This is a genomic window from Caulobacter sp. UC70_42 (assembly GCF_044056025.1).
In the GTDB taxonomy this organism is placed as follows: Bacteria; Pseudomonadota; Alphaproteobacteria; order Caulobacterales; family Caulobacteraceae; genus Caulobacter.
This window is the reverse complement of record NZ_CP171994.1, coordinates 5,033,440-5,060,336: the sequence shown is the minus strand read 5'-3', so window position 1 is coordinate 5,060,336 and position 26,897 is coordinate 5,033,440. Positions and strand designations below refer to the sequence as shown.

Genomic DNA, 26,897 nt, shown 5'->3' with positions numbered 1-26,897 from the left:
TCAGGAACAGGAAGATGGCGGGCGGGAAGACGGAGGGACCCTGCCATAGCGGATCGCGAAAACCGTCGCGACCAAGGCCATGATCGCCATCAGTCCCGCCAGCCCGGCTCCCACCATGCCCACCTGCCGGTGCAGCTTCAGCGATCCGCGCGCGATGAAAGCGGGTTGGGCCACGAACAACAGAACCCAGCAGGTCGAGATCGCGCCGTGGACATGAAGCAGCAGCGGCAGGCCCGGCGGAGCGAAGTCGCCTGGCACCGTCGTGGAGAAGCCGCCAACGAACACGGCGGCCATCAGCAGCGACATGATCAGGTAGAACCGTCGGCCGACACTGGCTGCGGGCCGACGGCTCATCTCCATCGCGGTCATCTGGTTTCCCCCCGGATACGCGTGCGGGGAGAATGCTGGAGACCCGGTCTTTTAACAATGGGAGACCGGCGATATTTGAAACCGGCTCCGCGACCGCCGCCTAAGGCGTCAGCCCTCCGCCCGGTGCGCCACGCGCCCGTCCACGACCGTCATCAGCACCTGGCCCTGCAGCCTGCGTCCGTCGAACGGCGAGTTCTTGGACTTCGACAGCAGGCGTGCGGCGTCGACGATGATCGGAGCGTCGATGTCGCACAGCACGAGGTCGGCCGGAGCCCCCGGGGCGATCCTCCCGCCGCGCAGGCCCAGCAGCTCGGCCGGGGCCAGGGTGACGGCGCGGATCAGGTCGACGAGGGCGATGCGCTCGTCGTGATACAGCGACAGCAGGGCCGGCAGCAGGGTCTCAAGACCCACCGCGCCCGGCGCGGCCTCGTCGAACGGCAGGCGCTTGTCCTCAGCCGGGGCGGGGCTGTGCGACGAGACGACGATATCGATCAGGCCCGAGGCAAGGGCCTCGATCAGCGCCTGGCGATCGTCCTCGCCGCGCAGGGGCGGGTTCAGCTTGGCGAAGGTGCGGTAGTCGCCGATGTCCAGCTCGTTGAAGGACAGATGGTTGATCGACACCGAGGCGCTGATCCTCAGGCCCTTTTTCTTGGCGCGCTGTAGCGTCTCCAACGCCTGGGCCGAGGTGATCTGGTCGACCAGCAGCCGGCCGCCGGTGGCTTCCAGCAGCGCGACGTCGCGTTCCAGCATGATCCGCTCGGCCATCGGCGAGATGGACGGCAGGCCCATGCGGCCGGCGAACTCGCCGCCGATCGCCGCGCCACCCTTGGCCAGCCAGGGGTCCATCGGACGGTGGGCCAGCAGGGTGTCGAAACCCTTGGCGTAGGTCAGGACGCGCTGCATGACCTTGCTGTCGACGATCGGTTTGCCCGCGTCGGTGATGTAGACGCAGCCGGCCTCGCGCATCAGGCCGATCTCGGCCATCTGCTCGCCGTGCAGGCCCTTGGTCGCCGCGCCGGCCACCAGGATGCGGGCGCTGTCGATATCGCGGGCCCGGCGCAGGATGAAGTCGACGACGCTGGGATCGTCGATGGCCGGGGCCGTGTCGGGCTGGACGACCATCGAGGTGACGCCGCCGGCCGCCGCGGCCTTGGCCGCCGAAGCCAGGGTTTCCTTGGTCTCGGCCCCGGGCTCGCCGGTTCGCACCCGCAGGTCGATCAGGCCGGGGGCCAGAAGCGCCCCGCCGCAATCGATGACCCGCACGGCCTTTGAGAGTTTCCCGAACTCGCGGCCCTTGGCGACGTCGGCGATGACGCCTTCCGAGACGATGACGCCGCCGGGGCCGTCATAACCGCTTTCCGGGTCGACCAGACGAGCGTTGACGAGGGCGATGGGCTGGGCGGACGTCATTGCTTCGCCTCCAGACGGGCCGAAAGGCTGGTCAGCACCGCCATCCGGGCGGCGACGCCCATCTCGACCTGGTCCTGGATCAGGCTGACGGCCGGATCGTCGGCGACGTCCGAAGTCGATCTCGACGCCTCGGTTCATAGGGCCGGGGTGCATGACCTTGGCTCCGGGGGCGGCGCGGGAGAGCTTTTCACGATCAAGGCCGTAAAACCGGAAGTACTCGCGGGTCGAAGGCACGAAGGCGCCCTGCATCCGCTCCAGCTGCAGGCGCAACATCATGACCACGTCGGCGCCGGCCAGGCCGGACTTCATGTCGTGGTGGACGGTGACGCCCCAGCGCTCGGCCTGCGCCGGCATCAGGGTGGGCGGGCCGACCAGGCGCACGCTGGCGCCCAGGGTGTGCAGCAGGGAGACGTTCGAGCGCGCCACGCGGCTGTGCAGTACGTCGCCGCAGATCGCCACGGTCAGGCCCGAGACGCGGCCGAACGCGCGGCGGATCGACAGGGCGTCCAGCAGGGCCTGGGTCGGATGCTCGTGCTGGCCGTCGCCGGCGTTGACCACGTGGCCGCTGACCTTCTGGCTGAGCAGGGACGCAGCCCCCGACGAGGCGTGGCGGATGACCAGGAGGTCGGGCCGCATGGCGTTCAGGGTGACCGCGGTGTCGATCAGGGTCTCGCCCTTGGCCACCGACGAGGTCTTGGGGTTCATGTTGACGACGTCGGCGCCCAGCCGCTTGCCCGCCAGTTCGAACGAGCTCTGGGTGCGGGTGCTGTTCTCGAAGAACAGGTTCATCAGCGTCCGGCCGCGCAGCAGATCCAGGCTCTTGGACGTCTGGCGGTTGAAGGCGACGAAGGCGTCAGCCAGGTCCAGCAGGTCCGTGGCCTGGGGGGCGTTCAGGTCCCCGGCGGACAGGAAATGGCGTTTGGGAAAGGCAAAGACGCGGGCGCGGATCGCATCGATGGCCGCGCGGGCGGGATCATGGGCTGGTGCCGTCATGAGCTCGCCTCATAGGCGGCTTTGGAGGGGAAGGGAAGCGCGGGGGACGCCGCCGCCGAAGCTGTCCTCAGGAATATTCACGAAGTTTGACATCTCGAGCGTGCTTCCGGGACGCTTGCGCTTGTTGCCGGACGGCTAAGGTGGGTACTCTGGCTGCATGCGTTTCGCACAGGCTCCGCGGGGGTGGCCATGCTGTTCCTCTTGATCGCCTTGCTGCAGACCGCCGAGCCGTCGTCCCAGGAGACGAAGGCGACGCTGCAGTCGTGCGAGACGACCGAGAAGGGCTGGGTCTGCCACTATCAGATCCCGCAGGCCACCATCGTGCGCCCGCTGGATCCCGCGCCGCCTGGAGTCATGGCGCTGGCCATGCCGACCGATCCCGCGCCGCAACCGCCTCGACAGCCGCCGCAGGCGCCGGTCGCCGCGCCGATCGACAACCGCGCCGAGGCCGCGCGCCAGACGCGCCTGATCGCTCGCTGCGCCGACGCCAAGTGGTACTCGCCGTGCCTGCCGGGCGAGCGCAAGGAAGCCCAGATCCTGCGTGAAGCCGCGCTCAACGCCGCGACGCTGCGGAGCCATGTCACGACTCTGCTCAGCGAGAAGCGTTGCGACGACGCGGTGAAGACCGCGCTGGAAGGCGGCGACCTGACCCTGGCGCGTGAAGCCCGCGAGTTCTGCGCGGTCCCGCAACACTAAGATCAATCCAAACGAAAAGAGGCGGGAAGCTTGTGGCCTCCCGCCTCGAATTCTTTCGGCTGGTCCCGAGCCTTAGTGGCGCGTCGGGGCCGGCTCGCAGCGCACGCCGTCGGCGCAGCCCGTGAAGTGGATTTCCGGCGCCTCGACCGTCACGGCCGACGGGCGGACGAAGACTTCCGGACGGTGCAGATAGATCTGGGGCGCGGCCACGCGAACCGGCGGCGCGTCCACATAGACCGGCGGCCCCTGGATATCGATGCGGCCCGATGGCACGACGACCGGCTCGCCGATGACGCGGACGCCCGGCGCGGCGACGGTGATGTCGCCATAGCCCGAGGTCGGGCCGTAGAAGACCACGGCGCGCGTGCAGAGGCAGTCGATGCCGGTCGGACCCGACGGCGGCGGCGGCGGGGGCGGATAGCTCTGCGGCGGCGGAGCGGGCGCATAGCGCGGAACCGGTCGCGGCGCATAGTTGCGTCCGTCGGCCATCGCCGAGCTGACCGACAAACCGGCGACGGCGAACGCCATCAGCCCCATCAAGACCTTTTTAGTCATCCGAGCCCCTCGTTGCCCTCAACCCAGGTATACATCGCCCCCGGAGCGAACCAGGGGTTCGATCCGGGGCGCGACCTTAACCATATTCAAAAGCAGAACAATGTTGTCGCGGTTTTTCCCCAAGGAAGGGAGTTCCCCGCTCCCCGAAACGAGGAAAACTCGCGTCGAGGGATGTTATGGACCTCGCCAGCGCAAGTCGCGGCTGAATGCGGTTAGTGATCGCGTCTGGCGGGAAGGCGGCCGTCGCAGGAAATGACCTGCCACACGAAGCTGGCCTCGCGAATCTTCCGCTGCTTGGTGACGGGGCGATAAGCCTGCGGAGCCGGGCGCTGCTGGTCCGCTTCCTGGTCGACATAGCTCTCGTACTGAGCGGGCCGGTAGACCTTCTCGTAGCATTTGCCCGGTTCGGGATTGGGCGGGCAGTCGTCGCCCGCGCCCGCGAGGCTCCCGCCGGCCATCAGGGTGACGAGCAGGGCGGCGCTCGCCGTGGCGGCGTGTCTCGACCTGCCGAACCTCCTGGCCTTCATGACCGTCCCCGTCCGCGAATGAGCCAAGCTTATCCATACGGGCCGGAGTCCAAAAAGCCCGGATATTCTGGCGCCAGGCGAAAAAAGGGCGCGGCTAGAGGCTCCGCAGCCGTTCCAGCGCGCCCTGCAGGATCCAGCCGGCCGCCATCTTGTCGACGACCTCGTCGCGGCGCTTGCGCGAGACGTCGTGCTCGTCGATCAGCACCCGGGTCACGGCCGCTGTCGACAGGCGCTCGTCCCAGAAGGTGATCGGCAGGTCGGGCTTGAGGCGCAGCAGGTTGCGACCCAGGGCGCGGTTGGACTGGCAACGCACGCCTTCGGTGCCGTCCATGTTCATCGGCAGACCGATGACGACGCCGACCGCGCCGCGGCTGTCCATCAGCTTGAACAGCTGCTCGGCGTCCTTGCTGAATTTGGTCTTCTCGATCAGCGCCATGGGGCTGGCGACCGTGCGGGTGACGTCCGAAACGGCTACGCCAATGGTCTTCTCGCCGGGGTCCAGGCCGACGACGGCGGCGTACTGGGGGAGGGCGGCGGCGAAGTCTTCGATGTCGAGAACGGGCATGGCGCTTCATAACAGGCGCCGACGCGCTTGAAACCTCGTCTTGAAACCTGGGGCGGGGACCGCTAACCCACGCGTTCGAATTTCAGGAGATCCCCATGGCCATTGACGCCGCGACCGTGCGGAAGGTCGCCCGGCTCGCCCGCATCGCCGAACCCGAAGAGCGCATCGAGGCCCTGGCCCAGGAGCTCAACGGCATCATGGCGTGGATCGAGCAGCTGGCCGAGGTCGACACCGACGGCGCCGAGCCGTTGACCAGCGTCGTGGCGGCCGGTCTGCCGATGCGCGAGGACGTCGTCACCATGGGCGGCGATCCGGCCCGCGTGACCAGCAACGCGCCCAAGTCCGTGAACAACTTCTTCGTCGTGCCGAAGGTGGTCGAATAATGAGCGCCCTCACGAAGCTGACCCTGAAGGGCGCCCTGGACGGCCTGCAAAAGGGCGAGTTCACCTCGGTCGAACTGACCAAGGCCCACATCGAGGCCGTCGAAGCCGCGCGCGGCCTGAACGCCTATATTCTGGAGACCCCGGAAAAGGCCCTGGACATGGCCGCCAAGTCCGACGCGCGCCGCGCGCTGGGCGAGGCCGGTCCGCTGGAAGGCGCGCCGCTGGGGGTCAAGGACCTGTTCTGCACCGAAGGCGTGCGGACCACGGCCTGCTCGAAGATCCTCAAGAATTTCATCCCGACCTACGAGTCGACCGTCACCAGCCAGCTGTGGCGCGACGGGGCGGTGATGCTGGGCAAGCTGAACCTCGACCAGTTCGCCATGGGCTCGTCGAACGAGACCTCCTACTTCGGCCCCGTGACCAACCCCTGGCGCGCCCAAGGCTCGAACAAGGCCCTGACCCCGGGCGGTTCGTCGGGTGGTTCGGCCGCGGCCGTCGCCGCCGACCTGTGCCTGGGCGCCACGGCCACCGACACCGGCGGCTCGATCCGCCAGCCGGCCGCCTTCACCGGCACAGTGGGCATCAAGCCGACCTACGGCCGCTGCTCGCGCTGGGGCGTGGTGGCCTTCGCCAGCTCGCTGGACCAGGCCGGGCCGATCGCCAAGACCGTCGAGGACGCTGCCCTGCTGCTGACCTCGATGGCCGGCCATGACCCCAAGGACTCGACCAGCCTCGACGTCGCCACGCCCGACTTCACCCAGTTCGTGGGCAAGTCGGTGAAGGGCCTGCGCATCGGCATTCCCAAGGAATACCGGGTCGACAACATGCCCGCCGAGATCGAGAAGCTCTGGGCCGACGGCATCGCTTGGCTGAAGGACGCCGGCTGCGAGATCGTCGACATCAGCCTGCCGCACACCAAGTACGCTCTGCCGGCCTACTACATCGTGGCCCCGGCCGAGGCGTCGTCGAACCTGGCCCGCTACGACGGCATGCGTTACGGCCTGCGCGAGGACGGCGCCAACCTGACCGAGATCTACGAGAACACCCGCGCCTCGGGCTTCGGCGACGAGGTCAAGCGCCGCATCCTGATCGGCACCTATGTGCTGAGCGCCGGCTATTACGATGCCTACTACCTGAAGGCCCTGAAGGTGCGCCGCCGCATCGCCGAGGACTTCGACAACGCCTGGACCAAGGTCGACGCGATCCTCACCCCGACCGCGCCCTCGGCGGCGTTCGGTCTGGGCGAGAACAGCAACGACCCGATCGCCATGTACCTGAACGACGTGTTCACGGTGACCACGAACCTGGCGGGTTTGCCGGGCCTGTCCCTTCCGGCCGGCCTTGACGCTAACGGCCTGCCGCTGGGGCTGCAGATCATCGGCAAGCCGCTCGACGAGGCCACGGTGTTCTCGGTCGCGGGAGCGGTCGAGAAGGCCGCCGGGTTCTCGGCGAAAGCCGAGAAGTGGTGGTGATCTAAGGAAAAGGGCGGCTCCGGCGGAGCCGCCCTTCTTCGTTCAGCCGTGTGGTGACCGGCCTACTGAGGGATGGTCGCCCCGGGCTGCGGCGTCGGTTGCGCCGCCGCGGGCGCGGGGATCACCAGCGGAGCCGGTTCGGCGATCGGCGCGCTGACGGTCGGCGGCGCGGCCGGAACCGTGGCGCTGACGTTGGTCGCGGCCGTCGAGACGTCCGGCGCGCTGGTTTCGACCGGCGCGGCGCGGCGGGCGGCCGTTCGGGCCGGAGCCGTGGCGCGTGGCGTCGAGCGGGCGACCGGAGCCGGGGCGGGGATCTCGTTGGCGGCCAGTTCGGTCGGCTGCGGGATCGGCGACGGCGTGGCCGCGGCGCTGGCGGGAACCGGCGTCGTGCCGACCGGGGGCTGGCTCTCGGCCGTGGCGGTCTTCAGCGACTGCGGATCGGTCGGCGCTTCGCCGCGATTGGCGCTCATGCCCCAGATCAGGGCGCCGGCCGCGACGGCCAGCACGGGGACGCCGATCAGAAGGGGCAGGTTGCCGGACGCCTTCTTCTTCGGCGAGCGAGCATAGACCGGCTGGCTGGGAAACAACGCCGAAGCATTCGGATCCGACGTGACGACCGGTTCCGGAGCATCGAAGTTAAGAGCTGGGCGAGTGATGCGGGCGGTGGCCATTTCTACCTCCGTGAGTGAGCTGTTCGAGAAAATGAACGGTGCGATAACTCGACGGTTCCCTTGCCCCGCAATGGCGCCGGATTTGACTCAATCCGGCCTTATTCAGTGACGTCGAAAACGAACGGTTCCGCTTCATTCAAACAACTTCAAGACCTTGCGGGGCTTGGATCGCATAAGATGCTGGCGACATGCGTCCGAAAGCTTTTCCGGCCCGGCTCGCTTGATGTAGAGAAACGGCCATGACGCAAGATTCCAAAACGATCCAAGGCCGCACCGGCCCCTGGGAAATCGTCCTCGGCCTCGAGGTCCACGCCCAGGTGGCCAGCAAGTCCAAGCTGTTCTCCGGCGCCGCCGTCGGCTTCGGCGCGGGGCCGAACGAGCAGGTTAGCCTCGTGGACGCGGCCATGCCGGGCATGCTGCCAGTCCTGAACCGGTTCTGCGTCGAGCAGGCGGTGAAGACGGGGCTGGGCCTGAAGGCCCAGATCAATCTGAAGAGCCGCTTCGACCGGAAGAACTACTTCTATCCGGATCTGCCGCAGGGCTATCAGATCAGCCAGTTCGATCAGCCGATCGTCGGCGAGGGCGTGGTGACGGTCGAGCGCGACGACGGCACGACCTTCGACGTCCGTATCGAGCGCCTGCACCTGGAACAGGACGCGGGCAAGTCGCTGCACGACCAGGATCCGAACGCGACCTATGTCGACCTGAATCGCGCGGGCACGGCGCTGATGGAGATCGTCTCCAAGCCCGACATGCGCACCTCGGAAGAGGCCGCCGCCTACGTCAAGAAGTTGCGGACGATCCTGGTCTATCTGGGCACTTGCGACGGCGACATGGAGAAGGGCAACCTGCGCGCCGACGTCAACGTTCTCGGTCTGCCGCCCCGGCGACTACGAGAAGTTCCGCGAGACCGGCAGCTTCAAGCATCTGGGCACGCGCTGCGAGATCAAGAACGTCAACAGCTACCGCTACATCCAGCAGGCCATCGAGTACGAGGCCCGTCGCCAGATCGAGATCCTGGAGGACGGCGGCGTGATCGACCAGGAGACCCGCCTGTTCGACCCGACCAAGCTCGAGACCCGCTCGATGCGGTCGAAGGAAGAGGCGCACGACTATCGCTACTTCCCCGATCCGGACCTGCTGCCGCTGGTTCTGGACGCGTCCTGGGTGAAGCAGATCGAGGAGACCCTGCCGGAGCTGCCGGACGCCAAGAAGGCGCGCCTGCAGAGCCAGTACGGCCTGTCGGCCTATGACGCCGGCGTGCTGATCATCGAGAGCGATCGGGCAGACTACTTCGAGGCCGCCGCCAAGGGGCGCGACGCCAAGCTCGTGGCCAACTGGGTGACCAATGAACTGCTGGCTAAGCTGTCGGCCGGCGGCCACGAGATCGCCAATTCGCCCCTGCCGTCGTCGGACATCGCCCAGTTGGTCGAGCTGATCGAGAACGGTACGATCTCGTCGAAGATCGCCAAGGAGGTCTTCGAGCACATGTGGGCCGGCGAGGGCCGTCCCGCCGAGATCGTCGAGAAGCGCGGCCTGGTGCAGATCAACGACACCGGCGCCATCGAGAAGGCCATCGACGACCTGATCGCCGGCAATCCCGACAAGGCCGAGGCCGTGAAGGACAAGCCGCAGGCCCTGGGCTGGTTCGTCGGCCAGGTCATGAAGGCCACCGGCGGCAAGGCCAACCCGGGCACGGTCAACGCGCTGCTGCGCCAGAAGCTCGGCGTCGCCGAATAGGCGCTCCAACGGCCGGAAACGACGAGGGCCCGCGGTGGAAGCCGCGGGCCCTTCTTCATTGATGCGAACTTTAAATTACCGCGGCTGGGGCGGGGTCGGCTCTTCGGCCGTCTTCTTGTGTTTCTTGACCTTCTTGGCGGCCGTCTCGTCGGCGGCCGGCGCGGTCTTTTCGTCGGTCATGGCCGGCGCCGTGGTCGAGGTCGGCGCGCCGGCGGAGTCGGCCGGGGTCGCGGTCTCGGAGGCGGGCGGCGCCGATTGCTCGGTCGCGGGGGCGGCCATCGACGGGTCGGTGGTGGGCGCCGGGGTGGTGACGCCGGGCTGGGGATTGGCCGGCGAGGTCTGGGGCAGGGTCGATTGAGCCAGGGCGGAGCCGGCATAGGCGGCCGCGGCGAGGGTCAGGGCGGCGGCGGTGATGCGCAGGGTCTTCATGGGTTAGGACCGTGTTGCTGCAGCGTCGTTGTGTGACGCGAAGCCTACGCTGGCCGGGTAATGCGGTCGAAATGACTTCGCAATCGGGCGGTTGGGCCGCATACGCGGCGAGGTTGAGGCGCGTGTGACCGCAAAACGGCGCCCCAGGCAAAGCCCAGGACGCCGCTTCGACGCTGCGGATGCAGTTCAGATCTAGTGGTTGGCGATGACGTCGAAGATCAGACCAGTCGCGATGGCGGCCAGCACGTAGTCATTGCCCGTGCGATACCAATAGTAGCCCCGGGGCGGCGGGCGCAGGCTATAACGATAGTAATCGTTCACCACGTACCCGCGGCCACGATAGTAGCTCGGGAGGTAGGCGCCGCGACGCCAGGACGTATAGCCGGGGCGGAAGCCCGGACGACCGTAATAGGCGGGCGGGGGCGGGCCGTAAGACCAGCGGTTGTTGTAATAGTAGCCGTTGTGGCGGCCGCGATCCCAGCGGTCATGGCGCCCGTAATCGCCGCGGCCGTAGTCGCCTCTGCCATAGTCGCGTCCATAGTCGCGACGGTCATGGTCCCGGCCGCGATCCCAGTCCCGACCACGGTCGTGGTGTTCCCAGCGTCCGCGATCCTGAGCGGCGGCCTCTGTGGCGCTTAGGGCCAGCGGGCCCGCCACGGCGACCGCGGCGGCGATGGTGAGCAGCAGACGTTTCATCTCGTCTTCTCCTGGTGGTCGGGCGGCGCCTCCGAGGCGTCGCCTAGAAACTTCCCTCGACCTTGAAACGCAGACTGACGCCGTTCGGCTGAACCCAGCCTGAACGGCGAGGTCAGGCTTTTCGATAGCCAGGTCTTGGCGGGAAGGGCGTCGGCGACCATCTTCGGTGGCGGCAAAGATCAAGGGAGGGAAGGCCAATCAGTCGTCCGATCGAACTGCACTATTGGCCCACGCCCAACGGCTGGAAGGTCTCCATCGCCCTGGAGGAGATGGGGCTGCCCTACGAGATGATTCCGGTGAACATCGGGACCGGCGAGCAGTTCAAGCCCGAATTCCTGGCCATCAGCCCCAACAACCGCATGCCGGCCATCGTCGACCCTGACGGTCCCGACGGCCAGTCGATCTCGGTCTTCGAGTTCCGGCGCCATCCTGCAGTACCTGGCCCGCAAGAGCGGAAAGTTCTACGGCGAGACCGAGCGCGAGCGCGTCGACATCGACCAGTGGGTGATGTGGCAGATGGGCGGCCTGGGTCCCATGGCTGGCCAGACCCACCATTTCCGCCAGTACGCGCCGTCGCTCATCGCCGACCAGCGCCAGATCGCCTACGGCGTCATCCGCTACACCAACGAGACCCACCGCCTGTACGGCGTGCTCAACAAGCGGCTGGAAGGGCGTGATTTCATCTGCGGCCAATTGTCCATCGCCGACTTCATGAGCTGGCCGTGGGTTGTTCCGTGGAAAAACCAGGGCATCATTCTGGACGAGTTCCCCAATTTGAGGAGCTGGTTCGAGCGCGTCGGCGCGCGCGAAGCGGTCCAGAAGGGGTTCAAGTTGGGCGCGGAATTGCGGGCCGGAGGGCTGCAGGCGTCGGGAAAAGCGGCGGAAGAGGCCCGAAAGGTGCTTTTCGGGCAGCGCGCGCGTTAACGCGCCGTAAACTCGTGTTTACGGTCAGTAATCACTTTAAACAACTAGTATACTTTGCGCGTCGTTCATGATGTTCGCGTGTTTAACTATATGTTCAGTGGCGCTGGACTTTTCTTCTCTCAGGCTCTGATCCGTCAGAACGGCGGGGCGAGCCTGAGAGAGGAGACACGCCATGATGATGATGCAAGAACCGCCAGCCGCCGTGGCCATGCTGCCGCTGCCGACCGCCGAATCCACCGGCGACGAACTGTTCCGCATGGGCCTGCTGTACTCGACCGGTCAGGGCGGCGCGCCGCTGGACTACGTGTCGGCCCACATGCTGTTCAACCTGGCCGCCATGCGCGGTTCGGTCGAAGCCAAGGTCTACCGCAAGGAGCTGTCGCAAGAGATGGCCAGCGACGAAGTCGCCGAAGCCCAGCGTCAGGCCCGCGAATGGCTCGCCCACGGCTGAACCCGGTCATCCGGGTTCGGACTCTGCCCGCCGGTCCTGTTGGGGACCGGCTCAGTTGCCGTTGACGTTGCCGTTGATCGCGTAGCTGAAGCTGATGGGCAGCAGGTCGCGGAAGTACTGCTGCATGAACAGGCCCGCTTCCGAAACGCCGCTGCGCGGCACGTAGACGACGTCGAAACGCCGCAGGGGCACCAGATCCGCGCCGCCCGGGCGCGTCAGGCCCGCCAGCAGGTCCGCCGTCCGCATCATCGCCCGCCCGTCGGGGCCGCGACGAATGATCACCACCTGATTGCGCTTGGCGCCGTTGGTGAAACCGCCGGCCTGGATGATGGCCCGCAGGGCGTCGCTGTCGCCCGCCATGTCGAACACGCCGGCGTTCTTGACCTCGCCGCCGACGAAAACCTTGAGCGGCGTCGCCGTCTTCACCGAAACCTGGACCTGCGGCCGCAACAGCGTGCTGGCATAGGCCTGGCTGATCGAGCCCTCCAGCTCGTCGATCGTGCGATCGGCGGCCATCACCGGGGCGACCAGCGGCAAGGCGATGCGCCCGTCCGGCTGCACGATCACCGACTTGTTGAGCTCGGGCGCCGACGGCACCGCCACCTCGACCTCGTCGCCCGGATAGAACCGGTACGACGGCTCGCTCTCGCTCCAATCGGCGTAACCGATATTAGAGAAGTTCGCGGTAGGTCTGGGCCCCGGCGTGATCGGCTCGGCGTCGATGTGCCCGCAGGCGGAAATCCCGCCGGCCATCAGGACCACGGCCATGACCGTCTTGAGATGCGTGCGGCTCTGCATGCGACAAGTCTTAACAGGAATGGGTAACGAACCCTTAAGGCTGGCCGCCCCAGGGTGCGAGACAGATTGAACCGCCCGGATTCGGATGTCGACGAGCCCTTGGATCAGCGTACCGCACGACCAGCCGCCTCGCATGGCGGCCGGGGTCGTCGGCGCGCGCGCCAAATACGCCCCGGCCGACTTCGTCACCCTGCTGTGGCGCGAGCGCTTCCTGATGCTGGTGGTCTTCGTGGTGATCGTGGCGCTGGGGTTCGGCTTCGCCCTCACGCTGAAGAAGAACTACACCGCGCAATCCAGCCTGTTCGTCCGCCTGGGCCAGGAATATGTCTACGAACCCCGCGCCGGCGACGCCGGCCGCGGCGCGGTGCCCAACACCGACGAGGTCATCCAGTCCGAAGCCGAGATCCTGGGCAGCGGCGAGCTGCGCGAGCGGGTGATCCGCAAGATCGGCTTCACCCGGATCTTTCCGAAGTACGCGGCCAAGTACGCCGCCGCCACGCCCGAGGGGAAGCGTAAGCTGATCGCCGAAGGCCGCGAACTCGATCGGCAAGAGCCTGAAGATCGAGACCGCGCCCGACAATTCGATCATCCGTCTGGCCTATCAGAACAACGATCCGGAAATGGCCGAGAAGGTGCTGAACACCTTGCTCGAGGAATATCTGATCTATCGCCGCAGCCTGCTGATCGGCGGCGACAACAATGTGCTGCAGCGCCAGCGCGACATCTTCGCGCGGAAGCTTTCCGACGCCGACACGGCCTATCAATCGTTCCTGACCACCAACGACATCGGCGACTTCACCGCCCAGAAGACCACGCTGACCCAGCTTCAGGCCCAGGTCGAGCAGCAGAAGTACTCGGTCGACGCTCAGCTGCAGGACCGCATGGGCCGTCTGGCCGCCGTCGAGGCCGAACTGGCGCGCACCTCGCCCGAGACGGTGCTGTATCGCGACACCGACATGTCGGCCGCGATCAAGCTGGCCCAGCTGAAGCTGGACCGCGAGGGCCTGCTGGCCCGCTACACGGCCGGCGCCCAACCCGTGCAGGATATCAACGCCCAGATCGCCCAGCTGGAGGCCGGTCTCGCCGCCGGTCGCACCAATGGCGAGGGCGCGCGGCGCAGCGGTCCCAACCCGATCTGGCAGACCCTGGCCACCACCCGCAATGATCTGAGGGCCGAGGTCGCGGCCCTGCAGCAGTCGCAGGCCGCCTACGCCCAGCAGGTGACCGACGTGAACTCGCGCCTGCTACGCCTGGCCCAGCTGGAGCCGCAGTTCAACGAACTGTCGCGCGACCGCGACGTCCTGTCCTCGAACGTCCGCGATTTCACGGTCAAGGAACAGCAGGATGAGGCCCAGCGGCAGATGTCAGCCGAGAGCAGCGACAATATCCGCATCGTCCAGCGCGCCGTCGCGCCGTCGACCGGCAAGAGCCTGAAAAAGCCGGTCCTTGTGCTGGCCATCCTGTTCGCGGGCTTCACCGCCCTGTGCGCGGGCCTGGTCCGCATGTTCCTGCGTCCCGGGCTGCAGACGCCGGCCTCGGCGTCGCGCACCCTGGGCATGCCGGTCCTGGCCACGGCCGGTCTCAAGCGGTGAGTGCTTTCGTCGCCTTTCGCCGACAGGGTTAATGTCGCACCTTGCGGTCTTCTGAGTGCGCGGCGATTCGGTAGATGGTGGATTTGAACGTCGAGATGACGGAGCTGTGGGGGGCGCTTGGCGCGCCGCCTGTCGGCCGTCCGCACGTCATCCAGTTCATCGCCGCGCGACGGGGGGAGGGGACCTCGACGGTGGCCCGTGAATTCGCCCGTTTCACGTCGCGTCGCGCCGGCCGCAAGACCTGGCTGATCGACCTCGACCTCAACAGCCCCAGCCAGTTCCGCGAGATCTCCGCCGATCCGAACCGCTTCGGCCCGCTGGGCCCGCCTGTGGCGGCCTCGCCCGACGGCTCGACCTTCTTCACCGTCCAGCCGCCGGCGCCCCGCGCCGAGGGCGGGGTCTGGCCGGACTCCAAGTTCCTGACCGGCCACAGCGTCGGCGGTCCGCGGCTGTGGATAACCCGTTTCAACCGCGAGGCCCTGCGCGGCCGCCAGCAGGCCCACGTCATTCCGTCGGCGGACTATTGGCGGGCGCTGCGCAAGCACGCCGAGATCATCGTCGTCGACAGCCCGTCCCTGGACCGCTCGCAGTCCGGCCCGACCATCGCCCAGCACATGGACCAGACGGTGATGGTGGTCTCGGCCGACCAGCCGGACGTGCGCCAGCCGGCCATGCTGCGCGACGCCCTGACCGCCGCGGGCGGCCGATGCGCGGGCATGTTCTTCAACAAGGTCTCGGTCGAACCGCCCGCCTTCCTGAAGGCGATCCTGCCGTGACAAGCCTTGCTCCGGACGCGGCGTGGGGCCGGCCGGACACCCGGGCGCTGGCGCCGTCGGCGCTGACCATCGCCATCGCCGTGGTCATGTTGCTGATCTACACCGGTGGCTGGCAGCTGCCGCTTTTCGGCGAGAAGACCGACGAGTCCAGTTCGGGCCTGCTGCGCGTGGCCTTCCTGCCCGCCTACGGACTGGCCTTCCTGCTGGTCCTGGCCCGGCCGTGGACCATGGTGCGGGTCACGATCCGCCAGCCGTTCCTGATCATCCTGATGGGCGTGGTGGCGGCCTCGATCTTCTGGTCGATCCAGCCCGACGTCTCCATCCGCCGCGGCTTCGCCGTGGGCTGCACGACGGTCTCGGGCCTGGCCCTGGCGGCTCGCTTTCGCTGGGCGGAGCTGGCCCGGGTGTTCGCGACCACCTTCTGTGTGCTGATCATCGCCTCCTACATCGCCTGTATCGCCTTCCCCTCGATCGGCATCATGACCGAGCTCTTCCCGGGCGCCTGGCGCGGCCTGTGGCTGGAGAAGAACTCGCTGGGCGGCATGATGGCCCTGGGCTGCTGCATCCTCTGCGGCGCGGCCCTGCTGGATCCCCAGCGCAAGGGCGTCTGGCTGACCTTCGCGGCCCTGGCGGTGGGGCTGGTGATCATGTCGCAGTCCAAGACCTCGCTGGCCTCGCTGATGCTGGGCCTGATGGCCCTGGCCTTCGTCTGGATCTGCCAGCGCGGCCCGGCCCTCGCCGCCGCCGCGACCTGGGCCGGGGTGACCGGTTTCCTGCTGCTGGCGGCGTTTATCGTGTTCGCCTCGGATGTGTTCTTCGGCATCCTGGGCAAGGACGCCACCCTGACCGGCCGGACCCAGATCTGGACCGCCGCCTTCCGCCAGATCGAGCAGAGGCCGTGGCTGGGCTACGGCTACGCGGCCGTGTGGAGCGACAAGTCGGGCTGGGGGCCGCTGGCCTGGATCGTCCACGACGCCAAGTTCACCCCCCAGCACGCCCATAATTCGTGGATCGAGCAGCTGATCGGCATGGGCGTGGTCGGGCTCGTCGCCTGGGGCTTCTTCTATCTGCAGACCATGACGCTGGCGATCATCGCGGTGTTCCGCAATCGCGGAGCGATGCTGGCCTTTCCGTTCCTGGTGGTCTTCACCCTGGTCAGCCTGACCGAGAGCATCGCGGTCGTTTACAACGACTTCCGCTGGGCCGTGTTCGTGGCCCTGGCCGCCAAGCTGGCCTTCTCCGACAAGGCGCAGGACGAGGCGTAGAGCCTTCCGGACAAGTGCAAAGCGGTTATCGGATGAGAGGGCTCTTCAAGATCAGAGCCCGATCCGCCTGGCGCCCTCCCGCGACCGTCACGACATCGAAACCGTCCGCCACCGCGCGATCGATCAATCGCTCCAATGCGCCCGTCGTGCAGCCCCACTGCGAGGGTTCCGGCGCGACGTCGTGCGTGTAGAGGATCAGCCAGGCCTTGCGGGCCTTGGCCTTGTCCAGCCAGGCGTTGGCGACGCTTTCGCCATCCTCGCCCTCGATACCGACGGCCGGCGCCTGGTTCAGGTCGGCCCCGTCGGCGATCAGGCCGTGGTGCAGGGCGCGCAGGGTCTTGAAGCGTCCGGCCAGGGCGGTCTTGGCCGGCGCGCCGACGTCGCCATAGGGATAGGCGAAGCTGACCGGCTCGCCCGCGCCCCAGGCCGACAGGCTCTCTGCGTTCCGCTCGACATCGGCGATCGTCGTTGCGCCGGACGACTGACCGCAGTCCAGGTGCGAGAAGGTGTGGCAGGCGATCTCGTGCCCGGCGTCGCGCAGGCGGCGCGCATCGGCGCCCGTGGCGAAGCGGCCCATCGGCCCATCGCGCCCGGCCAGGCCGGCGGCGAAATAGTAGGTGCCGCGCAGGCCGCGCGCCTCCAGCGCCTTGGCCCCGGCCTCGCAGGCCGTGGCGGGCGCGTCGTCGAAGCTGAACGACACCATCGGCCGTTCCAGCGCCACCTTGGCCGGACGGCGGTAAGCAAGGCGGATCAGCCGGCGGCGCAGCTTGCCCTTCAGGGTCCGGTCGGGCTCGTAGGCGTCGACCTTCTCGAATTCGACCTGCATCAGACGGCCTCTATGTAGAGCGACGCGCGGTACAGCCGCATGGCGAATGCGCGAAGGAAGACGGGGACGGCCTCGGCCAGGGCGACGCGCTTCAGCATCGGTCGCCAGACGCCGCGCAGCGGGAAGGGCTTCAGCGCCTTGGCGACCTTGTAGCTGGGATAGGCGCTGACGATGTCGCGGTGGCCGGCGACAACGCGGGCGAAGTTGGCGGCCGACTGCTCGTACTTGGCGGCCATGGTCGGCGCGGTGTCCAGACCCAGGTGCGTGGCGCTGTTGTCGATGTGCAGGATCGGGTGCTGGCGCACCACCCGCATCGCCCACTCGACATCCTCCCAGCCCCAGCCGGCGAAGCCCTCGTCGAAGCCGATGGTTTCGAACACGTCACGACGGACCAGCAGATTGGAGGTGAAGACGTGCTTCTCCGGTTCCTTGGCGCGTTCGGGGGCGGGGGTGCAGTCACTCTTCAGCGCCATGGCCCGGTGCAGGGCGGTCTCGGGGCGTCGCGGCGTCTGGTCCAGGGTGAAGCCGCCAAACGCCACCGGAGCGTTGGTCTCGGCCACCGCCGCCCAGCGGCTGAGGAAGTCTGGGGTGTCGGGCAGCATGTCGCTGTCGAGGAACAGAAAGTGCCTTCCGCGCGCGTGGCTGGCCAGGCGATTGCGGCCCTTCGCGCGGCCCTCGTTGCTGGACAGGCGCACGAAGCGGGCGGGGACGCGCAGGGCCTGGACCCGGCGAGCGATGCGTTCGGCGAGCATGTCGTCGCTCCCGCCATCGTCCAGCACCACGATCTCGGCCGAGGCGCTGGGATCGTCCAGGGCCTTGAGCAAGGCGCCGGGGTCGTCGCGGAAGGTCGGGATCAGCACCGACAGACTTGGCTGGGCGCTGGCCCAGGCGGCGTTCTCGATACGGATTTCAGTGATCGGGGCGGTCATAGGGCGGGGGCCCTCCGACGGAGAAGACCAGAAAGCTTGCCGCGCAGGCCGCCGACATCGAGGCTCAGCACGATCACGCCATAGACGGTCGCGCCGACGCCGGCCTTCAACGCCAGTTCCAGCAAGCCGCCCGGCGAGGGCAGCAGGCGCACGACGAGAGCCATGGCGACGCACGCGGCGCCGGCCTTGGCCAGCACCTCCCACGGGATCGGCATGGGGCACGCGCGGCGGCCCAGGACCCAGGCGGCGACGGCGCCCACGCCATAGCTGACCGTGGTGGCCCACAGCGCGCCGTCCAGGCCCAGGCGCGGGATCAGCGCGAGGTTGAGGATGACGTTGGCGATGGCCGGCGCGCTCATGCTGACGATCAGCAGCGGCGTGCGGCGCGCCAGGGTGAAGGCCTGGAGCAGGTAGTAGGTCGTCACGCCCGACAGCCAGCCGCTGGCGGCGATCCAGGGCGTCACATGGCTGGCGCCGACCCGCAAATCCTCGCCGATCATCAGCTCGGCCAGGGGGCGGGCGACCAGCGCCAGGCCGACGGCGGCGGGCAGGGTCAACAGGGTCATGAAGCTGGCCTGTTCGTGGGCGGCTTCGGTGAGGGCCGACTGGCCGCCGCGTTCGAGCGCCGAGATCAGGGCGGGGGCGCCAGCCATGCCCAGCCAGATGAAGACGACGTCCAGAGTGCGGCTGCCCAGCGAATAGCCGGCGTGGTAGACGCCGACCGTGGCCTCGTCGAGGAACGCGCCCAGCAACAGCCGGTCGGTGCTGGCCAGCACCAGGGCCAGGATCAGCGACAGCGACACCGGCAAGCCATAGGCCGCGTAGGCGCGCGCCAGGGCGCGATCGAACTTCCCGCCGGCCAGGCGGTTCAGCTCGCCCGGCAGGACCAGGACCACGCAAAGGGCCGAGATCGCGCCGACGCCCAGGATCGGCGCCGCGCCGCCCAGGCCGGCGAAGGCCAGGGCGAGGCCCAGGACGAAGCCGCCGGCGTTCTGGATGATGGTCAGCAGGGCCGCGCCGGAGACCTCGCCCGCCGCCCGTCGGCGCTCAAGGGCCAGCTTCGTCAGGCTGTTGACCAGAGTGGAGGCTAGCGCGGCGATCACCGCCACCTTCAGCGGCCCATGCAGCGGCGACATCGCCACGGCGACGCAGGCCAGGGGCACGAGAACCGCCGCGCCGATCCACAGGCGATAGAGGGTGGCGAAGTGGTCGGCCAGCCGCCCGTCTTCGCCGCGCGCCGCCAGGAAGCGAGCCATGGCGGCCTCGGTCCAGGTCAGGAGAACGGTCTGGGTCAGGCTGCCGACCGAGAAGGCCAGGGCGTAGACGCCGTACTGGGTCGGATCCAGCACGCGCGTGAACAGGACGATGGTGAGCAGCCCCACCACGCCCTGCACCACATTGACCGGAAGGTAGCCAAGAACCCCGCGCCAGAACATCGCCGGCCGCCTAGCGCACCGCCGACCGGTCCCCCAGCAGGCAGGGGATGGTCATGACGATGACGTAGAGGTCCAGCCAGAACGACTGGCGCTCGATATATTCGACGTCCAGGGCGACACGCTGCCGGACGCTCTCGGGCGTGTCGACCGGGCCGCGCGAGCCCTTGATCGCCGCCCAGCCGGTCAGGCCGGGCTTCATGCGGTGGCGGTGGGCGTATTCGGCGACCAGCTTGGCGGACTCGACGCCGCCGGTCTTCATGCCGATGGCGTGGGGGCGGGGGCCGACGATCGACATCTCGCCGGTCAGCACGTTGAACAGCTGCGGCAGCTCGTCGAGGCTGGTCTTGCGGATGAACTTGCCGACCCTGGTGACGCGGTCGTCATTGGCGCTGATCTGCCGCGCGGCCTGGGCGTCGGCCATCTCGTGGCGCATCGAGCGGAACTTCCAGACCAGGATCGCCTCGTTGTTGAAGCCGTGGCGGCGCTGGCGGAAGAAGATCGGGCCGGGGCTGTCCAGCTTCACGGCCAGGGCGACGATCAGCATGACCGGACCGGCGACCAGCAGGCCCGCGCTCGCCACGACCAGGTCCTGGGCGCGCTTGATCCACGCCCGGCGCGCGCTGGGGCGCGGCGCCCGACAGTTCATTCTCGCCGCCCGCGACGATGCGGGCCAGGGCGGCGTCGTCCTCGGCCGGACCGCCGACGTCGATGAAGAGGTTCACCGGATTGGGCAGCACGCCCAGCTTCTCGACCAGCTGGCGCACCCGGCCTTGGGCGGTCGACTGCACGGCGATCACCACGCGGTCGACATAGGGCATGATGCGATGGTCGAGCAGGGCGCCCGTGTCGCCCAGCACCGGCACGCCCATGATGTTCTCGGGCGCGCGGTCCAGGCGGTCGTCGAACACGCCCAGGACATTGGCTTCGCCCGTGCGCAGGGCCGCCTCGATCAGGCGCTGGGCGTTGGCCGTGGCGCCGACCACGATGACGTTGGGCGTCAGGCGGCCCAGCTGGCGGCCGCGGGCGATGATCGTCCACCAGGCGACATGCAGGACCGCGAGGCCGACGGTGGCGGCCAGCAGTATCCAGACAACCGACGCCTCGGCCCGACCGGACGGCAGCAGCGCGACGGCGGCGGCCAGCAGGCCCGCGCCCAGCGCCAGGCCGACTTGGGCCATGTGCCGCGACAGATCCTGCTTGCGCGGGAAGGCGTAGGCGCCGAGCATCCGCAGCGCGACCAGCACGGCCAGGGCCCACAGGCCGGCGACCAGCGGATGGCCCGCGACGGTCAGCCCCAGCGTGACGCTGGCGGCGACCAGAGTGTCGATGATGCGGAAGGCGCGCGCCAGCGGCCGCGCCTCCAGCCGCGCCCGCGAGGGGATCAGCTGGCCCGGTCGGAACGGCCCGCGCCGCCCCCGACCCGCATCGCCGCCCGAGCCGCCCGAAACACGCGACCCGATCTCCGCCCCGCCGACGAAGGCGACAGCGGATTCGACGTTCGAGGCGGGGGAGGGGATTGGACGCATGACGCTCGTCGCTGGAAAAACCATGTTCAACCTAGCGAGGCCGTCTGAGCGCCGCGTTAACAGGCGAATTTTCCGCACAAGCGCCGTTGTCATCCCGAAGCGAACAGGCTATCGAACCGCTCCCTCTCAGGAGGAGACGTGGCCGAGAGGCTGAAGGCACCGCTTTGCTAAAGCGGCATACCTCAAAAGGGTATCGAGGGTTCGAATCCCTCCGTCTCCGCCAAACCTCCCCTTCATCGTCATCCGATCGCATCCAGGCCAGTCCAGGATTGTGCCTAAAATCGCTTATATTCAAGCGTTTAGGATGCCTTTTCGTGTTTTTGGAGTCCGAGCGCGTCCATCCGCATCCGCTCCTATGAGTTTGCGGACCGTATAAAGAACCGTATAAAGAACCGTATAAACGACTGAGGTGCGGTCATGCCTCGCTTGGTTCAGCGATTGAATGTCATGACGCTCAAGCGACTCGCTGAGCCTGGGCTTTATCCGGATGGTGGTGGCCTCCACCTCCAGGTCACCGGCGCGGGCGGGCGATCTTGGGTGTTTCGCTATTGGGTGTCGGGCCGCGAAAGGCGCATGGGCCTTGGGCCGCTGCATATGGTTTCGCTCGCCGAGGCCCGGGACGCGGCAGAGCGTGCGCGCCGCCTACGGTTTCAAGGTGTCGATCCGCTCGAGGCAAGGCGTGGAAAGCAGGCCGGAAACCTGCCCGAGTTCCATTCGCCGGCGCCGTCGATTCCCGAGGCTGTGCAGCTCGTTCCTGAGCGGGCGGTGACTGCTCTCACTTTTGCGGCGGCGGTAGACGCGTACATCAAAGGGAACCGAGCCGGCTGGCGAAATGAAAAGCACGCCAAGCAGTGGACCAGCACTCTAACCACCTACGCCTTTCCGTACATGGGGGCTCTAGCTCTCGATGAAATCGAGACAAAGCAGGTGCTGGCGGCCCTGCAGCCGATCTGGATCGAAAAATCAGAGACAGCCAGTCGGGTGCGCGGGCGCATAGAGGCAGTCCTCGACTGGGCGACGGTTCAGGGACATCGGTCGGGCGAAAACCCCGCGCGATGGAAGGGGCATCTCGAGATGATCCTGCCGGCGAAGTCGAAGGTCGCGCCGGTCACGCATCACCCGGCGCTGCCTTATGCGGAGATGCCAGCGTTCATGAAGCGGCTTGCGGGCGTCAACGGTATCGCGGCGCGCGCGCTGGAGTTCACGATCCTCACCGCGGCGCGCACAGGGGAGGTCATCGGCGCGGAATCGGGCGAGATCGACCTGAAGTCTGGATTGTGGACCATCCCGGCTGGGCGGATGAAGGGGCAAAAGGAACATCGCGTTCCGCTCTCGTCACAGGCGGTCGCCATTCTCAACGGCGCGAAGGAGCGTGCGGTCGACCGAGGAGCGGCAGTTCTCTGGGGCCAATTTTCCCGGCATGCGGGAAGGGCAGGGGTTGAGCAATATGAGCTTACTAAAGGTGCTCAAGACTTTGAACCGGCGTGACCTGACAACCCACGGCTTCCGGAGCACGTTCCGTGATTGGGCCGCTGAGACGACAGATTATTCAGGTGAGGTTGTAGAAATGGCCTTGGCGCACACCATCGCCAATCGTGTTGAGGCGGCTTATCGGCGCGGCGATTTGCTTGAGAAGCGTAGAGAGTTGATGGATGCTTGGGCAGCCGCCTGCATCCCACGGTGAAGCGGAGCGCGCGAGAAGCCGCGCAAAAGTGACCCTGTCTAGATTTTTTCTGTGCCCAACGTCATTCGCTCGAATCGTCTCTGGCGCACCTACTCTATTTTACGCCAGGGTGTCCCAGAGCTACCCCGGAGCCGCCGATTGTACGCTCGGAGCCGGGGGTGTCGCCCGCCCGAAAGCGGACGTTCTCAAGGGCTGAGAAGGGTGGTGAGACGCCTTGAGCTTCCGACCGACAAGCGGACATTCCGATCCCACCGCGAGCAATTGTCGCTCTCGGGCTACTCACGCCCTAAATTGACGGGGAGACCGGCGCTGGCGAGGGTCGGTCGCCGGGCCGGAAACGGACTCGGTAACTTGTGTGCGGTGGGCGAAATTCGCCGTCGCCAGCCCTCGTGACGGACATCTCCTCAAGACTATCGTTTCGTCATTGGGCCGGACGGCATGTGGGTGGATGAGAGGCGCTCAGCTTCGGCGGGCGCGACTCCCTCACGGATCAGCGCTTCCGTGAGAGCGCATTCTGGAGGCGCGACTACGTCGGAAGCAACCCCCGTCCCTTCCCATCCAGATGATCCTGGAAAGTAGCTGCGGCCAACAGGAATGAAGGCTGAATAGCCGCCGGGCAACTCCACGGTACTGCCGTAGTTTCCCGCTCCAGCCGTCGTCTCGCCGATGAGAAGGCCCCGGCCCGTTCCCTTGAGCACGGCCGCCAGATGCTCGCCGGCGGACACCGTCCGGCCGGAGATGAGATAATAGATCCGGGCGGAGCGCCATGGCGTCTTGGGCCCAGGCACGGCGCGCTGCTCGAAACGTCGAACCGTTCGGGAGAACTTCGACGCGCACAAAAGCCGCAGAGGGGGCGTCTTCACCATCGTCTTCCACGCCCGCGCGGGTCTCCATCACCATGAGGGTTCGGGGCTTCGAAAAAATTCGGGAGAAAATCTCGTTCATCTCCTCAAGCCCGCCGCCATGGTGAGTGCGGCCATCGATGATCAAGGCCTTGGCGCCCTCGTGGGCGTCGAGGAACCGCGCCACCTGAATGGCCTCGTCGCCGCCCGTGAAGGCGTTGAAACGGACATAGACGATGTTGGGCGCGATCCAGCCAGCCTGTTCCATCGGGTCGGGCCGGGGTCGTCGCGGCGGCGGCGGGGCGCCCGCCGTTGTCGCCGTCGCCTCCGGCTTTTCTGCTCGCGGGGCGGTAAGTTGAAGATGTCCGTCCCGCGCCACCGCCTGCAGGTCCGCCGTCACCGTTTTCGCCAGGGTTTCGGCGTCGGATATGTCGGCGTAGCCGCCCGCGTCGAGCTTGCGGCGCAGCATGGCCGCATAGGCCTGTCCTGTATTGGGAAAGACAAAGCGTCGCTCCAGAGCCTCGGCGAGGCGGCGTACGACCGCCGGCGTCGTGGCGGTCGTTTGATCGTGCGCGCCGCAGGACGTCGCGCCGATCGTCGCGGCGGCGAGCAGCGCGAGCAGAACTTTCACCATGGTCGGTCCCCAAAATGCCAAGGTTGCCCGTAGGAGAAGGTCTTTCTAGGCCCGCGGCGACGCTCTTGGGGCGCGAATTCGGGGCCTCGCGCGCATGAAACCTGCAGAGAGGGCGCTATGCCGCCGACAAAGATGTCACCCCCGGACGGGACCGATCTGAAGCTCATGGATCTGCTGCAGGGTGACAGTCTCGCGACAGCCGAGCAGTTGGCGCGCCACGTGTCCCTTTCGCCCAGCGCCATCACCCGGCGCATTCGCCGTCTTCGGTCTGAGGGGTGGATCGAACGGGATGAGGCGGTGGTGGCTTCGAAGCTGCGCGACGCTCGCCTGCGCGCCATGGTTCTCGTTCAGGTTCAGGAGCACGCCGAAGCGCGTGGAATCGCGGCGTTGCGTGCCCGCCTTGCGGCGTCCCCCGAGGTGCAACTGTTGGCCGACGTGACGGGCGAGAACGATGTGGCGCTGTTGATCTCGGCGCGGGACATGGCCGATTTCAACGCGTGGACCACGCGGATGCTGGAAGGTGACCTCGCAGTGCGGCGATATGAGACTCTGGTCATCAAGCGTGTCTACAAGCAGACGAATTCCATACCGCTCCTGGAGAGCCAAAGCGGCTGAATGCAGACCGGTTGAAATGTGCCAGCGGCGCATCCCGTGCATCGCTACGGAGCAGGCTGAAGGCAGAGCGGGCCTCCCCATCCGCAGTGGCGCGCCATGCACAAGCCAAATGATTAGGTCGCTACCACGGCCCTGTCGGTCGTGGTGGCCCCTCCCGCCCTCAAATGAGGGGGCAGACCGTAGCCACAGATCCGGCCGCCGGCATGCCGAGCGGACATACCAATCGTCTGTAGAGGGTCGGGAACGGAAGCGAGCGGCCCGACCGAAACTGGACATTGAGATCGCCGACGCGGGCGCGCTTCGTCCAGGGCGAAGGTCCGGTTGTCGGCGCGGGTCTAAGTTCGCATGCCGACCCTGGGTGTTCCAACGTGCCGCGCCAAAGGGCAGCTAACCACCCTCACCTGAAATCCCCAATGTCTGGTCTCGGGGATTCCTGTAGGCGCCTGGCGTTGTGGTTGAGGGAAGACGCCTCGCGCCTGGGGCGTCCGCGCCGCACTGTTCCAAGCGCAGCCTGCGTAGACGGCCGAGCATCCAAAATAAGAGCTTTTCGGAGAACTTTGGCGGATGCTTTATCTTGGCTCCGTCTCCGCCATTCCCGCTTTTCCAGGACAATCCAGCAGCGTCCACAGACGCGCTAAATACATTGATTCATCACGGAAAACTCGCGTTTCCGTGTCTGGACGCGTCCAGTCCTATGCGCTCTCGTTGACCCTCGCAGTGGGGGTCAAAGTGGGGGGTGATCCGCGCGGGGGTCAAAGTGTGGGTTAGCTCATGGCGCGCGTTTACGACCGACTCTCCGTCTTGACCGTTCGGCAGCTTCAAGCGCCCGGTCGCTATCCTGATGGGGGCGGCCTCTACTGCAGATCGGTCCGACCGGCGGGAAGTCGTGGATTTTCCGCTATCGGCACGCGGGCCGTGAACGGCAGATGGGCCTTGGGCCACTCCAGCTCGTAAGCTTGGCGCAGGCGCGTGAGCAGGCTCGCGACATCCGCATGCAGCGTTATCGGGGTGTCGATCCGCTCGGAGCGCGAGGCGTTCAACAGAAAGTGACGGCGATTGAGGCGAGCAGCGGGCCCACCTTCGCCGAGGCGATGGTCGCCTACATCGAGGCCAACAAGGCCGCTTGGCGCAACGAAAAGCACGTCGCGCAGTGGTCGAGCACACTCAACACCTATGCCGCGCCGCACCTTGGCAAGAAGCGCCTAGCCGACATCGAGACCGCCGACGTCCTGGCGGCCGTTCAGCCGATCTGGCTGACCAAGTCGGAAACCGCCAGCCGACTGCGTGGGCGCATCGAGGCGGTTTTGAGCTGGGGGACGGTGCAGGGGTTCCGGTCCGGCGAGAACCCGGCGCGGTGGAAAGGCCACCTGGAGATGATCCTGCCGGCCAAGGCCAAGGTGGCGAAGGTCAAGCATCACGCCGCGCTCGACTACAAGGAGATGCCGGCTTTCATGGCCGCGATGCGTTCGCAATCTGGTGTTGGGGTGCTCGCCCTACGCTTCGTGATCCTGACGGCCGCGCGGACCGGCGAAGTCATCGGCGCCGACTGGGGCGAGATCGATTTAGACAACAAGGTCTGGACTGTGCCGGCATCGCGCATGAAGGCCGGTCGCGAGCATCGTGTGCCGCTTAGCGACGCGGCCATGGAAATCCTGGAGCAGCAGCGGAAAAGCTGGTTCGAGATCGAAGCGCGGCGACACCGCAAGACCCTGAATCCTGGCGATGTCGGCCCGATAGGGCCAGTGTTCTGGGGGCAGGTCGCGGGGCGGGGGCTTAGCAACATGGCGTTGCTCGCCGTGATGCGGCGCATGGGCCGAGACGATCTCACGAGCCACGGCTTCCGCAGCACCTTCCGGGACTGGGCAGCGGAGGAAACCGACTTCCAAGGTGAGGTGGTGGAGATGGCTCTGGCGCACACCATCGCCAACAAGGTCGAGGCCGCCTATCGGCGCGGCGACCTTTTTGAAAAGCGGCGGGCCTTGATGGAGGAGTGGGCCAAAGCGTGCGCCCGCCCGCTACCAGCCGAGAAATGTTAAAGCCCTGGCGCTCCGCAGCGCCAGGGCTTGAGTGATCGCTGAGTGGGGGAGGGACGC

21 protein-coding genes, 1 tRNA gene and 7 pseudogenes are annotated in these 26,897 nt (G+C 67.2%); 13 read left to right on the top strand and 16 right to left on the bottom strand.

What is annotated here, in order from left to right; all coding sequences use genetic code 11:
- From ACHMW8_RS25440 to ACHMW8_RS25430, 3 genes and pseudogenes are all read right to left on the bottom strand, one after another.
- Complete coding sequence (locus ACHMW8_RS25440; protein WP_395444180.1) at positions 1-369, bottom strand: hypothetical protein; 369 nt, start codon at positions 367-369, stop codon at positions 1-3.
- Between the two features lie 108 nt (positions 370-477).
- A complete protein-coding gene (pyrC, locus tag ACHMW8_RS25435) occupies positions 478-1,779 on the bottom strand; it encodes a dihydroorotase (RefSeq protein WP_125159322.1) in 1,302 nt (433 codons plus the stop codon).
- Positions 1,776-2,772 (bottom strand): annotated as a pseudogene (locus ACHMW8_RS25430) (aspartate carbamoyltransferase catalytic subunit). The gene pyrC and the pseudogene ACHMW8_RS25430 overlap by 4 nt, the downstream one beginning before the upstream one ends.
- A 189-nt stretch (positions 2,773-2,961) precedes the next feature.
- Between ACHMW8_RS25430 and ACHMW8_RS25425 the strand changes: the two are divergent.
- Positions 2,962-3,468 carry a hypothetical protein gene (locus tag ACHMW8_RS25425; RefSeq protein WP_395444179.1) on the top strand — a complete coding sequence of 169 codons (507 nt, stop codon included), beginning with the start codon at positions 2,962-2,964 and terminating at the stop codon, positions 3,466-3,468.
- 72 nt (positions 3,469-3,540) lie between these two features.
- On the opposite strand, the gene ACHMW8_RS25420 is transcribed toward ACHMW8_RS25425, so the two are convergent.
- From ACHMW8_RS25420 to ruvX, 3 genes are all read right to left on the bottom strand, one after another.
- On the bottom strand, positions 3,541-4,023 hold the full coding sequence (locus ACHMW8_RS25420) for a hypothetical protein (protein WP_395444178.1): 483 nt from the start codon (positions 4,021-4,023) through the stop codon (positions 3,541-3,543).
- 212 nt (positions 4,024-4,235) lie between these two features.
- On the bottom strand, positions 4,236-4,550 hold the full coding sequence (locus ACHMW8_RS25415) for a hypothetical protein (RefSeq protein ID WP_395444177.1): 315 nt from the start codon (positions 4,548-4,550) through the stop codon (positions 4,236-4,238).
- Positions 4,551-4,644: 94 nt separating this feature from the next.
- A complete protein-coding gene (gene ruvX / locus ACHMW8_RS25410; protein ID WP_125159317.1) occupies positions 4,645-5,115 on the bottom strand; it encodes a Holliday junction resolvase RuvX in 471 nt (156 codons plus the stop codon).
- Positions 5,116-5,210: 95 nt separating this feature from the next.
- On the opposite strand from ruvX, the gene gatC reads away from it, so the two are divergent.
- Positions 5,211-5,498: an Asp-tRNA(Asn)/Glu-tRNA(Gln) amidotransferase subunit GatC gene (gene gatC / locus ACHMW8_RS25405; RefSeq protein ID WP_125159316.1), complete on the top strand. Its 288-nt coding sequence runs from the start codon at positions 5,211-5,213 to the stop codon at positions 5,496-5,498.
- Complete coding sequence (gene gatA, locus ACHMW8_RS25400; protein WP_395444176.1) at positions 5,498-6,970, top strand: Asp-tRNA(Asn)/Glu-tRNA(Gln) amidotransferase subunit GatA; 1,473 nt, start codon at positions 5,498-5,500, stop codon at positions 6,968-6,970. The genes gatC and gatA overlap by 1 nt, the downstream gene beginning before the upstream one ends.
- 62 nt (positions 6,971-7,032) lie before the next feature.
- Here the strand turns inward: gatA and ACHMW8_RS25395 are convergent, their stop codons facing one another.
- The gene (locus ACHMW8_RS25395; protein WP_395444175.1) at positions 7,033-7,641 is read right to left on the bottom strand and encodes a hypothetical protein; all 609 of its coding nucleotides are present in this window, start codon (positions 7,639-7,641) and stop codon (positions 7,033-7,035) included.
- A 239-nt stretch (positions 7,642-7,880) separates the two neighbouring features.
- On the opposite strand from ACHMW8_RS25395, the pseudogene gatB reads away from it, so the two are divergent.
- Positions 7,881-9,381 (top strand): annotated as a pseudogene (gatB, locus tag ACHMW8_RS25390) (Asp-tRNA(Asn)/Glu-tRNA(Gln) amidotransferase subunit GatB).
- 75 nt (positions 9,382-9,456) lie between these two features.
- Here gatB and ACHMW8_RS25385 read toward each other — a convergent pair.
- Together ACHMW8_RS25385 and ACHMW8_RS25380 are read right to left on the bottom strand one after the other, a co-directional pair.
- On the bottom strand, positions 9,457-9,810 hold the full coding sequence (locus ACHMW8_RS25385) for a proteophosphoglycan 5 (RefSeq protein WP_395444174.1): 354 nt from the start codon (positions 9,808-9,810) through the stop codon (positions 9,457-9,459).
- A gap of 192 nt (positions 9,811-10,002) precedes the next feature.
- The gene (locus ACHMW8_RS25380) at positions 10,003-10,506 is read right to left on the bottom strand and encodes an RcnB family protein (RefSeq protein ID WP_395444173.1); all 504 of its coding nucleotides are present in this window, start codon (positions 10,504-10,506) and stop codon (positions 10,003-10,005) included.
- Positions 10,507-10,703: 197 nt separating this feature from the next.
- Here ACHMW8_RS25380 and ACHMW8_RS25375 point away from each other — a divergent pair.
- A pseudogene (locus ACHMW8_RS25375) lies at positions 10,704-11,430 on the top strand (glutathione S-transferase N-terminal domain-containing protein).
- Positions 11,431-11,602: 172 nt separating this feature from the next.
- Positions 11,603-11,881 carry a sel1 repeat family protein gene (locus ACHMW8_RS25370; RefSeq protein WP_395444172.1) on the top strand — a complete coding sequence of 93 codons (279 nt, stop codon included), beginning with the start codon at positions 11,603-11,605 and terminating at the stop codon, positions 11,879-11,881.
- Positions 11,882-11,932: 51 nt separating this feature from the next.
- On the opposite strand, the gene ACHMW8_RS25365 is transcribed toward ACHMW8_RS25370, so the two are convergent.
- Positions 11,933-12,679 (bottom strand): polysaccharide biosynthesis/export family protein, encoded by a 747-nt coding sequence (locus ACHMW8_RS25365; RefSeq protein ID WP_395444171.1) that lies wholly within the window; start codon positions 12,677-12,679, stop codon positions 11,933-11,935.
- Between the two features lie 85 nt (positions 12,680-12,764).
- On the opposite strand from ACHMW8_RS25365, the pseudogene ACHMW8_RS25360 reads away from it, so the two are divergent.
- From ACHMW8_RS25360 to ACHMW8_RS25350, 3 genes and pseudogenes are all read left to right on the top strand, one after another.
- A pseudogene (locus ACHMW8_RS25360) lies at positions 12,765-14,303 on the top strand (Wzz/FepE/Etk N-terminal domain-containing protein).
- A 42-nt stretch (positions 14,304-14,345) separates the two neighbouring features.
- Complete coding sequence (locus tag ACHMW8_RS25355) at positions 14,346-15,047, top strand: sugar kinase (protein ID WP_125159306.1); 702 nt, start codon at positions 14,346-14,348, stop codon at positions 15,045-15,047.
- Between the two features lie 86 nt (positions 15,048-15,133).
- Complete coding sequence (locus tag ACHMW8_RS25350; protein WP_233586922.1) at positions 15,134-16,312, top strand: O-antigen ligase; 1,179 nt, start codon at positions 15,134-15,136, stop codon at positions 16,310-16,312.
- Between the two features lie 51 nt (positions 16,313-16,363).
- Here the strand turns inward: ACHMW8_RS25350 and ACHMW8_RS25345 are convergent.
- The 4 genes and pseudogenes from ACHMW8_RS25345 to ACHMW8_RS25330 form a co-directional block, all read right to left on the bottom strand.
- Positions 16,364-17,138 (bottom strand): annotated as a pseudogene (locus ACHMW8_RS25345) (polysaccharide deacetylase family protein).
- On the bottom strand, positions 17,138-18,067 hold the full coding sequence (locus ACHMW8_RS25340; RefSeq protein WP_395444170.1) for a glycosyltransferase family 2 protein: 930 nt from the start codon (positions 18,065-18,067) through the stop codon (positions 17,138-17,140). Before ACHMW8_RS25340 ends, ACHMW8_RS25345 begins: the two are co-directional and overlap by 1 nt.
- Positions 18,064-19,503 (bottom strand): polysaccharide biosynthesis C-terminal domain-containing protein, encoded by a 1,440-nt coding sequence (locus ACHMW8_RS25335; RefSeq protein WP_395444169.1) that lies wholly within the window; start codon positions 19,501-19,503, stop codon positions 18,064-18,066. Before ACHMW8_RS25335 ends, ACHMW8_RS25340 begins: the two co-directional genes overlap by 4 nt.
- 10 nt (positions 19,504-19,513) lie before the next feature.
- Positions 19,514-21,092, bottom strand: a pseudogene (locus ACHMW8_RS25330) (exopolysaccharide biosynthesis polyprenyl glycosylphosphotransferase).
- 69 nt (positions 21,093-21,161) lie between these two features.
- Here ACHMW8_RS25330 and ACHMW8_RS25325 point away from each other — a divergent pair.
- Positions 21,162-21,252, top strand: a tRNA-Ser gene (locus ACHMW8_RS25325).
- A 224-nt stretch (positions 21,253-21,476) separates the two neighbouring features.
- Positions 21,477-22,517: a tyrosine-type recombinase/integrase gene (locus tag ACHMW8_RS25320; protein ID WP_395444168.1), complete on the top strand. Its 1,041-nt coding sequence runs from the start codon at positions 21,477-21,479 to the stop codon at positions 22,515-22,517.
- Positions 22,518-23,123: 606 nt separating this feature from the next.
- On the opposite strand, the gene ACHMW8_RS25315 is transcribed toward ACHMW8_RS25320, so the two are convergent.
- Positions 23,124-23,579: a S41 family peptidase gene (locus ACHMW8_RS25315; RefSeq protein WP_395446056.1), complete on the bottom strand. Its 456-nt coding sequence runs from the start codon at positions 23,577-23,579 to the stop codon at positions 23,124-23,126.
- A pseudogene (locus ACHMW8_RS25310) lies at positions 23,578-24,189 on the bottom strand (S41 family peptidase); the annotation flags it as partial. The pseudogene ACHMW8_RS25310 and the gene ACHMW8_RS25315, both read right to left, overlap by 2 nt.
- Positions 24,190-24,306: 117 nt before the next feature.
- Here ACHMW8_RS25310 and ACHMW8_RS25305 point away from each other — a divergent pair.
- Positions 24,307-24,804: an Lrp/AsnC family transcriptional regulator gene (locus ACHMW8_RS25305; protein ID WP_395444167.1), complete on the top strand. Its 498-nt coding sequence runs from the start codon at positions 24,307-24,309 to the stop codon at positions 24,802-24,804.
- 857 nt (positions 24,805-25,661) lie between these two features.
- Complete coding sequence (locus tag ACHMW8_RS25300; protein ID WP_395446055.1) at positions 25,662-26,840, top strand: tyrosine-type recombinase/integrase; 1,179 nt, start codon at positions 25,662-25,664, stop codon at positions 26,838-26,840.
- Positions 26,841-26,897 lie beyond the last annotated feature (57 nt).